This is a genomic window from Pelotomaculum propionicicum, assembly GCF_048984525.1.
Taxonomy (GTDB): Bacteria; Bacillota; Desulfotomaculia; order Desulfotomaculales; family Pelotomaculaceae; genus Syntrophopropionicum; species Syntrophopropionicum propionicicum_A.
The window spans coordinates 1-9,599 of record NZ_JBMGJC010000026.1; the positions used below are offsets into that span (position 1 = coordinate 1).

8 protein-coding genes and 1 riboswitch are annotated in these 9,599 nt (G+C 46.4%); all 8 genes read right to left on the minus strand.

Going from position 1 to position 9,599, the window contains the following annotated elements; translation table 11 throughout:
- Positions 1–160: 160 nt before the first annotated feature.
- Complete coding sequence (locus ACOBQJ_RS16845; RefSeq protein WP_421072945.1) at positions 161–2,629, minus strand: HD domain-containing phosphohydrolase; 2,469 nt, start codon at positions 2,627–2,629, stop codon at positions 161–163.
- An 18-nt stretch (positions 2,630–2,647) separates the two neighbouring features.
- Positions 2,648–3,523, minus strand: a complete 876-nt coding sequence (locus ACOBQJ_RS16850) for a transglutaminase domain-containing protein (RefSeq protein WP_421072946.1) — start codon at positions 3,521–3,523, stop codon at positions 2,648–2,650.
- A 46-nt stretch (positions 3,524–3,569) separates the two neighbouring features.
- Positions 3,570–3,647, minus strand: a riboswitch (cyclic di-GMP riboswitch).
- A 257-nt stretch (positions 3,648–3,904) separates the two neighbouring features.
- On the minus strand, positions 3,905–4,279 hold the full coding sequence (locus ACOBQJ_RS16855) for a response regulator transcription factor (RefSeq protein ID WP_421072947.1): 375 nt from the start codon (positions 4,277–4,279) through the stop codon (positions 3,905–3,907).
- Entirely contained in the window at positions 4,257–5,633 is a 1,377-nt protein-coding gene (locus tag ACOBQJ_RS16860) for an HD-GYP domain-containing protein (RefSeq protein ID WP_421072948.1), read from the minus strand. Before ACOBQJ_RS16860 ends, ACOBQJ_RS16855 begins: the two co-directional genes overlap by 23 nt.
- Positions 5,634–5,651: 18 nt before the next feature.
- Positions 5,652–7,538, minus strand: a complete 1,887-nt coding sequence (locus tag ACOBQJ_RS16865) for an ATP-binding protein (protein ID WP_421072949.1) — start codon at positions 7,536–7,538, stop codon at positions 5,652–5,654.
- 279 nt (positions 7,539–7,817) lie between these two features.
- Positions 7,818–8,138 (minus strand): LapA family protein, encoded by a 321-nt coding sequence (locus ACOBQJ_RS16870; RefSeq protein ID WP_421072950.1) that lies wholly within the window; start codon positions 8,136–8,138, stop codon positions 7,818–7,820.
- A gap of 36 nt (positions 8,139–8,174) precedes the next feature.
- Positions 8,175–8,603 carry a large conductance mechanosensitive channel protein MscL gene (mscL, locus tag ACOBQJ_RS16875; protein ID WP_421072952.1) on the minus strand — a complete coding sequence of 143 codons (429 nt, stop codon included), beginning with the start codon at positions 8,601–8,603 and terminating at the stop codon, positions 8,175–8,177.
- Between the two features lie 203 nt (positions 8,604–8,806).
- Positions 8,807–9,418 (minus strand): DUF3298 domain-containing protein, encoded by a 612-nt coding sequence (locus ACOBQJ_RS16880; RefSeq protein WP_421072951.1) that lies wholly within the window; start codon positions 9,416–9,418, stop codon positions 8,807–8,809.
- Positions 9,419–9,599: the final 181 nt, after the last annotated feature.

Here is a 9,599-nt window from a genome sequence, read left to right on the forward strand (position 1 = left end):
ACACTCATCATTTTAACAGAAAGCAGAAGGGTGTTGCTTTGCTTAAGCATTGAATCCCACCCGCATAGCGGGCGGTTTTTTGTTCTCCTGGCTAAAACCATGCCAGGAGAACTTACTGAAGTATAATGCAAAGAGCCGGTCAGCTTCTGACCGGCTCGTCTTATTTTACTACCCTGATGTAACTGCTGGGCTGCCACAGCCTCAGGAATACAGAAACCAGTTGCGGGTCAAACTGGGTTCCTGAGCACTTCAACAGCTCGGTGATTGCCTGCGTGTGAGTCAATTCTTTCCGGTAGGGGCGGTCATTGGTCATAGCGTCATACGCGTCAACAATGGATAAAATACGGCACTCAACCGGTATTGCTTCGCCTTCCAGACCCAGCGGATAACCCTTGCCGTTCCACCATTCGTGGTGTTTGAGAATCCAGTCGGCGATCGGGACCAAGTCCGGTACCGATTGGGCTATACGGTAGCCAATACTGCAGTGGCGCTGCATCTCGGCAAACTCGTCGTCAGTGTTGAGAGAGCCCGGTTTAAATAGTATCTTATCCGGTATGCCGACCTTGCCGATATCGTGAAACTGGGAAAGAAGGCGCAGGTCGTTCATCCTGTTTTCCGGCAGCCCGTAGGCTCTGGCCAGTTCTACCACTAAATCCTGGACCCGCTCGCCATGTCCTTCCGTAATATGGTCCCTTGTTTCCAGCATCTTCATCATACTTTTAACAATAGTGCTGCGGGCGCTCTGGCTGCTGTGAAGCTTTACCCGGTACATGTTGTTGTCGGCCTCTTTGAAAAGTTCGGTAAGGCTGGTCAGGGGGTCCTTCCTCGTCGCAAAACCCACTGACAGGCTTAAAGGAATTTCAGCGCCCTTGTTGCGTTCTTTAGTCGCTTCGCAGATCTGCTGGCAGGCGCGGTCAGCAGTTTCTTTGTCCGTATTCTTAAGCACAACTGCAAATTCATCGCCGCCTACCCGCGAGACAACCCCTTCCAGGCGGAAAGGCACCCGGAGAACGTCTGCCGCGGCAATCAGCAGGTTGTCCCCGGCTTTATGCCCCAGCGTATCGTTTACCAGCTTCAGTCCATCCACGTCGCATACTATTATGGTCACCGGTTCGTGCTCCCCGCTTTCAAGGCGGCTCATTTCTTCTTCGAAGTAGGTGCGGTTGGCCAGCTTGGTGAGGGGGTCATGTGTGCCAAGGTACTTGAGCTGCTTTTCCATCTCTTTTCGCTCGGTTATATCACGGAACGATTCGATTGCCCCAACCAGGTTGCCTCCGCTGTCAAAAAGCGGTGAAACAGCCGACCACAGGTAGGCGCCGCTCCCGTTGTACAGGCATGGCGCGTATATCTCTGTGATAATCGGGGCTTCTTTCCATTCGGGGCTGCTGTTCCCGGAATTTTTATCACTTTCCAGTACAGTATCAATCAACATTTGCTTGGGCAGCCCGTAAAAAGGAAACGCGTACTCGTAATCTCCCTTCCCGATGATATTCTTTTTCGGCACGCCGGTCATTTCTTCTATGGCGCGGTTCCAGGCAATGACTTTTTTCTCCCTGTCGATAACGAAAGTGGGGTCCGGGAGAAATTCGATGATGTCCATAACCTGGTGCAGTGCAGTCTGCAGCCTTTCTTCCACTTTCTTTAAAAACTTTTCAGTTTGCTTGCGGTCGGATATATCGCGCGCGATGCCTTCCATGGCGACAATGCTGCCCACTTCGTCGTATATGGGCACGTTTTGCTGTTCAACCCAGATTGTCTTGCCGTCTTTGCGTACCCACCTCAGGGCTACCGCATCGCTGAACAATCCTGAAGACTGCTTCATGGCCTTATAGAGCGGCCTGTCTTCCGGGTGCACCAGCCTGGTGTTGAGTTCCGGATCGGCATAGAGTTCTTCGGGGGTGTACCCGGTGATATCGGCAGCGGCCGGGCTTACATATTCATATCCCTGTGTCGGCAGCAACCGGAAGCGGTAAATTATATCCCTCGCGTTCTCCGCCAGGTGGCGTAAGCCTTCACTGCTTTTATTAAGTGTATTTTTTTCTTTTTGCAAATAAACCAGCAGCAGCGCAAATGATACTGTCAGAGACAGGGACAGGACACCGGTATATCCCAGGGGGTTGATATTGAAGTCACCCCTCAGAAAAGTGAAGATACACCTGTCCGCTCCCCACAAGGCCAGGGCCAGGCCGGCGATAATTCTCCCCGTTTTCTCGCTGTCGTCAAATAATATAAATTCGACGCCGGCGAAAATATAAATTACCACGCTTAAAGAAAACATGACGTATTTAAAATAAACAAACTGGGGGTATAAGAAACCTGATATAACAATAATTACAGCGGCCATAACAGAACTGTGCAGCCACCATGACGGTCTTTCTTTACCAGTAAAAATGAAGGCGCCCCATAAAAATAGCAGGCCACTGATAAAGGCGGACAACTGGTTCCCGATGACAAATGCTGCAGATTGATGCCAGGCCAGAGCCGCAAGAGCCATAATTAATCCAAATGTATAAACAGCCCAGCCTGAAGCCCATAAAAAAACCTCACTTTTTTTATCCAGTTTGCTCAGGTAAACATAACCGAGTGTAATTATTAGGGCGGCTGATAGGTTTACAACTACAGTCGACATAATATGTATCCTTCCTTTTTATGAGGCTTGGTGGGGGCTTTTTACCATTTTGTGGTCCACACTGATCTGCTCATCAGTAAGGTTAAAAAACCTATAGGATACAAAGCCGTCCCGGTTTGGCACCGGGTCATCCCAGGTGCAGTCCAGGTGGTACCAAATTCCATCCAGCCTGACAAGGTTCCACAGGTGGAGTCCCTTTGCGTCTCCTTCGACGATCCTTGTTTCTATGCCGGCCTTGTTCAACATTTTATAAGCGAGCAGAGAGTACCCCTGGCAGACCGTTTTCCCTTTGGTCAGGGCGGCATAAGCCGAATTTTCGGTATAACTTGTGTCGTATTCAACATTCAGGACGATGTAATCATGGATGGCCTTTTCTTTCTGATAATCATCCATGCCGTCCGTAATAATCTGGCTCAGTATTTCATCTACACGGCTGGTGACATAATCAAACTGCTCTTTTGTCTCTGTATACTGCACTTTAAAACTTATTGTGACGTCTCCTTCGAAGCCCTCATATACATATGAGTACCTTTCGATGGTGTAATGGAGATAATCGTCCTGGCTCATAATCCCGTCAAAGACACCTTTAATCTCTTCCTTTAAAGAACCGGTATCATTTATATATCTGATAGAAAATGACTGTTCGCGGTTGCTTAAGTTATTTTTAATTTCCTGACCCAGTTCTTCCATGGAATAAGCGGATTCATATATATTTCTTTCATACTTGCTTTTATTTTTTTCTAAATTGCTTTGAACCCTTACTGAATACAATTCCCCGTCAGTAACGATATCCTGTGCCGCTGCTGCAAAGTGAAAGGTGAACAAGAGCAGCAAAGCGCTGAATGTAAAACATAAAATCGAATTTGATTTTTTATTGATAATAATCACCTTCACTTCATATAAAAAACTCCTCGGTATCCCAGGAGTTTTAATTTACTCCAAAGGCAACCGGCTGTCTTCTTTAACAAGACCCTTGGCTTTGCGTCCCTACCTCACGATAGGTTTGCCCTTATCATTTGGAACTATATTACCTTATTTTACCATATAAGTTTTTGCAGCACAAATGGTTTTATTAGTTTTAATTTATCAAAGCTGGTCCCGGATCACATCCTGCCATGGTATAGATCTATATAGGTTCTTTGGATAAATCTCAATAAATTTTTGGCTTATCAGATGTTATACTAAGGTATAGTTATACTATCGGTTAGATTCCATTTATAGTTAATAGTATACCCATGTTTTAAACAAAAAAAGCGTACCTTACAGAATAAGGCCTTATATTCCCAGCACTTCCCTGGCCTTTTTAACGATTTCGTCAGGGTTAAAGGGTTTGGTGATGTATACATCGGCCCCTACGTCCAACCCCCGGCGCCGGTCAAACTCCTGTCCCTTCGCGGTAAGCATCACGATATACACTTCTTTCATGCCGAGGCTATGCTTTACCGCTTCACATACCTCAAAGCCGTTCAACTTTGGCATCATCACATCGAGAAAGACAAGTTCAGGGATCTCCCTGCCGATAGTCTCCAGGGCTTTTTCCCCGTTATCCGCAGTCAGCAGCACTACCCCTTCTTCCTCAATATCCTCAAGAGTCTGCTTTAATAGAAGCCTTATATGCAGCTCGTCATCAACTATCAGGATTTTCTTCATGTTGACCTTCCTCTTCTATTAAAATCTGCTCGTTGTCATAAGCTTTGAAAAAAGCATCGACGACCTTAGGGTCAAACTGTGTGCCAGAGTTTTCCCTGAGCTCATCAAATGCTTTGGCCAATTCCATCCTTTTCCTGTAGGGGCGGTCCGTAGTCATGGCGTCAAAGGCATCCACCACCGAGATTATTCTGGCGATAATATCTATGCCGTCACCCTTCAGCTGCTCCGGGTAACCGCTGCCGTCGTAACGTTCATGGTGGTGTTTAACGCCTGGAATAACCCCCTTCAGGTGTTTGATATGCTCAAGGATTTCTTCCGCATAGATGGGGTGCATCTTTATATCTTCAAACTCGTCGGTGGTAAGTTTCCTCTTTTTTAGCAGCACACAGTCCTTTATGCCTATCTTCCCGATATCGTGCAGGACTGCCGCCAGTTCAAGGCGTTCTATCTCCAGCTCGGAAAGCCCCAGTACTTTTCCGACAGCCAAGCTGTAATTCATCACTCTCTTGGTGTGTCCGCCTGTATAGGGGTCTCTTTTTTCAATAGTCTCGGCCAGGGTATGGACTGTTGTTATGAATGTCTCTTTTAGGCTGTCATAAAGCCTTGCGTTTTCGATATCGGCCGCCGCCTGGAAGGCCAGGGCCGATAAAAGCTTTAAGTCCTCTGCCGTGTAGTGCACCGGTTCTTCACTGCTGATATATATAACCCCGATAACCCTGTCCTTTATTTTCAGGGGGGCGCACATCAGGGAGCTTACCCTGATCGCCCCGCTTACATATCTCTCGTCAGATAATATATCATTTACTATTTCCGCCCTGCCGTTTAGGACCACGCTTCCGGCAATTCCTATCCCTATCTTCAGACCTTCCCCGGGGTGGAGCTCCCTGCCCGAAGACGCTAATACCTCAAACATCCCGGTTTCTTCGTTTTTCAGCATAACTGAAATGTTATCGGCCTTTATGAGCCTCTTCGCCTCATCGGCAACCAGTTGGGCGGCTTCTTTGGGGTCCAGGCTGGCTGTCAGCTTTTCAGTGATGTCATAAAGCAGTGTGATTTCCTTGTACTTTTCAAGCGTTTCGCGTCCGAGCACCTTTTTTTCCAGTTCAAGGTTGGCCAGGCACGAAAGCAGAGAGGCCAAAACCGAGGCCTGTGCGCCCCCGTAAACCATGCCGATGGCCTTGTTTTCAAGGACAATTGGAAATTCACAGGACAAGCCCTGGTCCATTTCTCCTATAATCGTCTCCCCGGCGGTGTCCTTAATACAGACCGGGGAACCAATCAAGACCATTACTTGAGAGATAATGCCGCGGACCTCGTCTTTTAAAACGAGCCGCTTGAGGCTTATTTGGATCATATGTACCGCTCACTTCATTTAATTCGCTGCATCCTGCCTGGCCACAACAATATTTTCGTCGTTCTGTTTACCCAACATCAGCATAAATATGTTTTCAAGGCCTTTTTCAAACCTCAGGGTTTTTAACTGGTCATAGCTGTCCGAAAACAAAGAATCTATAATAATCATATCCGGCTTTGATTCCCTGGCATTTTTGATGCACCCTTCCAGGTCATTTACCACCACGACCATATAGCCCTTTGCTTCCAATACCTCGGCCAGGGTTTTTGACGCTGACTCGTCCTCGTCAACCACGATTACTCTCTTCTTGGAGTTCCCCCTTGAAACGAGCGTGCCGATCTCTTTTAGCAGCTGTTCGGTCCTGACCGGCTTTGTATAATAGCTGTCGATGCCGATTCGGAAACCCCTGTCCATATCCTCCATTATGGAGAGAATAACTATTGGGATATTCATGGTGTCCGGGTCGTTCCTCAGTACTGCCGCCGCATCAAATCCACCCATTTTGGGCATCATCACGTCGAGAATAACCAGGTCGGGTTTCAGTTCTTTCGCCCTGGTAATTGCCTCCAAACCGTCTTTAGCCTCGGCAACGTAGTACCCGTCAGCTTCCAGCTCCTGCCTGAGCAGCGACCTTATATTTGAGTCGTCGTCTACAACGAGTATTTTCTTCTCCCCTTGAGTGTGATCATGGCTTACGGTAACCACATGGTCTCTCAGCTGCCTGACCAGGTTATCCACATCGAGCGGCCTGTCCTTTGTTTTTGTTGCTTTGATCACCGGTATGGAAAACGAGAAGCTGCTCCCCCTGCCTGGTTCGCTTTCCACCCATATTTTACCGCCGTGATAGTCTATGATCTGCTTGCAGATAGCCAGGCCCAGGCCAGTTCCCCGCGGCTTTTCCGTGAGGGTGTCACCAACCTGTTTAAATTTATCAAAAACCTTCCTTAGATCGTCGCCGCTTATCCCCACTCCGGTGTCGATAACGCTGATTTGTACACCTTCCCCTGTTTTCCTGGCCCTGAAAGTTATAGACCCCTCGCCGGTAAACTTCACAGCGTTTGAAATCAGGTTGATGAGTACCTGGATAAGCCTGTCCTCATCACCGGTCAGGTCAGGCAGACCTTCCTCTATATCCCTGACCAGCGCAATATCTTTCTGTACAAGAAGGGAAGTGGTGGCAGCAATTGCCCGTTCGATAATTTCATTTGCAGAGAGCTTTTCCATTCTCCACTCGATTTTACCAGCCTCCAGCTTGGCAATATCCAGTACATCGTTAATAAGCTCCGTCAACCTTTCGCCTTCAGATATGGTAATATTAATGTTTTCTTTTACCTGCCTGATGGCGTTATCAACCTTTTTCTCGCCTGGTTTTACCCGGGGGAAAATTACTTCATCTAATTTCTTCTGAGTAATACGGGCAAAACCGAGCACGGAAGTGAGCGGGGTCCGGAGCTCGTGTGACACTGTTGACAAAAAATCAGTCTTCAACTGGTCAAGTTCTTTCAGCTTTTCGTTAGTCTCCCAGAGAGCCTCTTCGACTTTTTTTCGTTCAATGATCTCAGACTGCAGTTTTTTATTTGTTTCTACCAGTTCCTCAAAAAGGTGCATCATCAGCTTCGCCACCTGGGCGTCCACCACTTCCACCCCTAAAGGGCAGTTTACATGCACTGATTCCCGTACGGCGTGGCTGCCTGTAACTTCAAAAACAAGGTCAAGTCCGTCCTGCCTGAGCAGCTTACGGTAATCGGTATAAACGGGTGTTTTTATTTCACCAGCCAGTGTAATGCCCGGGGCGTCCGGCTTTATGTCGCAAATGCCGATTACTTCAGCTTCTGTTAAGGAGGAAAGGGCGTCCAGGATCGATACCCCTCCCCGGCCTCCACCGATAATGCCTACCTTGATCATGTTAATAACACCTTTCTGTTTATAAATAAAATATATTTATAAAGGCTAAATTTTTCACATATGTGAACGGAACCATATATTGTTATATCGGATCGGATCTGGAATTTATTAAGCCTCTCTACACCACAAATTACAAAAAAATGGCCCATTATGGAACATGGACGCTGGTCACCATTGACAAGCCGGCCTTCCTTTTTGCCGCAGTTTTCTCACCGCCGGCTAGTTAAAAAACTAAACCCCCTTTACAGGGGGTTACTCGTCAGAAATTAATCCTTTTAGTTAACAATTGGCCTGCTGGTGTTCTCCTCCGGCAGGTTCCTTACCGGTGTTGTTGGTATTTACCATTTTCTTTAACTCTTTCAACTCAGCTTCGAGCAGCCGGATATGTTTGATCTTCTTATATGACCACATAAATCCCAGACATAGCGTCACCAGGGCGCCTAATGCTGTTGACGCCAGTATAATTATTACTTTTGAAACCTCTTTAACCTGCCAGAATAAAAAGTAAATGGCCATTTTTTCAGTATTCTGCACTGCGAATATGGCAACAACCAAAGCAAACATTATTGCCGCAACCAGGTATACCTGGGCTTTACTCATTATAGCTCACCCGCCTTACCATATATTATCGGCTGCCTATATTTCGGCGGTGCAATGAGGGCATCGCGTAGCCTTAACCGGTACAGCAGTACAACAATACGGGCAGTCCTTCGTATTGGGGGCAGCCGGTGGTTCCTCGCGCTTCAAGCGGTTGATTTGCCTGATAATAAGGAAGATGACAAAGGCCACAATTATAAAATCTATCACGGTATTTAAAAAGAGGCCGTAGTTTATGGTCGCCGCGCCAGCTGCCTTGGCCTCCGCCAGCGTGGAGTAATGTTTACCGCTTAAGTCTACGAACAGGTTGGAAAAATCAACTTTCCCGAGCAAAAGGCCGATAGGAGGCATTATTACGTCATTAACCAACGAGGTGATTATTTTTCCGAAAGCAGCGCCGATAATGATACCGACAGCTAAGTCAACCATATTTCCCCGCATCGCAAATTCCTTGAATTCCTTGAACATCATACCCCTCCTTTACTAAAATTTTAACTTACATCTAGATTAAACAACTAAGCGCTTATTTACAATAACTAAAATTAATTAAATTTGTATTTCATAAACATTATACAACTATTAATTTTGTGCAATTCAATAAAAAATACCCACCATACAGGTGGGGGCCCGGAATGCTGACAAAATTATTTTTTATCCAAACAAAAAAAACATTAATGTCTATTGATAAACCTGGCAATGGGTCCATCCTCTCTGACCAGGTTCCTTATTTGAGAGTACGGGATGGTGAACTCAGGAATTCCAATATAGTGAGGGGTGAACTCTATTTCCTGGAAATATATGACCAGGGCATTTTCAGTCAGATAAAATTCTTCGTAGTCATCGATACCTCTGAACTCTTTTATCAAAGGTATATTTTGTTCCTCGATCTGGTCTTTAATAATATCTGAAATTATGCTTTTATAGTTGCTGTTCCTTTTAAATAAATCATACAGCCGGTATTCCTTTCCTGTTTCCAGATTCACTGTCAGCGACCTTTGCTCATCAATGCCGTTGGCGGCGTGTATCCTAAAAGTGTAAACATCAAATTTTACGCTCAGGACACTCCAGTCATTTAGTTCGACCACGTAAATCCCTTTGATTTCCTGGTAAACATCGCAGCCTTCCTTTGGGATCATGGCAAGCACCTGTTCTTGTATCATCCGGTTAATCTTATCCTCGACCGCGTCGTCTGGAAGGCCTGAGACCCGGGGGTAGACAACATCGGTACACTCGTTCCTTATCTGAACATCAGTTATTACCGCGCTAAGGTCTTTATTTGCCATTGCTTTTCAGCCTCCTTTCGTTCCATGTTATTCATCTGTAGACATGGGTGTTCAAAAATCAGCACCACCCCAAAATGGGGTGGTTTGAACCAGCCCTATAAGGGCTTATTACAGGCCAGCGCCTAAAAGACGCTGGCTTAAACTTCGTTCAAGCCATGTGCACTGATTACTTGGCAGAACC

Excerpts from the sequence above, each read along its gene's own strand:
- ACOBQJ_RS16845 (WP_421072945.1), bottom strand. The coding sequence starts at position 2,629 with ATGTCGACTGTAGTTGTAAACCTATCAGCCGCCCTAATAATTACACTC.
- ACOBQJ_RS16855 (WP_421072947.1), bottom strand. The coding sequence starts at position 4,279 with ATGAAGAAAATCCTGATAGTTGATGACGAGCTGCATATAAGGCTTCTA.
- ACOBQJ_RS16860 (WP_421072948.1), bottom strand. The coding sequence starts at position 5,633 with ATGATCCAAATAAGCCTCAAGCGGCTCGTTTTAAAAGACGAGGTCCGC.
- ACOBQJ_RS16865 (WP_421072949.1), bottom strand. The coding sequence starts at position 7,538 with ATGATCAAGGTAGGCATTATCGGTGGAGGCCGGGGAGGGGTATCGATC.
- ACOBQJ_RS16870 (WP_421072950.1), bottom strand. The coding sequence starts at position 8,138 with ATGAGTAAAGCCCAGGTATACCTGGTTGCGGCAATAATGTTTGCTTTG.
- mscL (WP_421072952.1), bottom strand. The coding sequence starts at position 8,603 with ATGTTCAAGGAATTCAAGGAATTTGCGATGCGGGGAAATATGGTTGAC.
- ACOBQJ_RS16880 (WP_421072951.1), bottom strand. The coding sequence starts at position 9,418 with ATGGCAAATAAAGACCTTAGCGCGGTAATAACTGATGTTCAGATAAGG.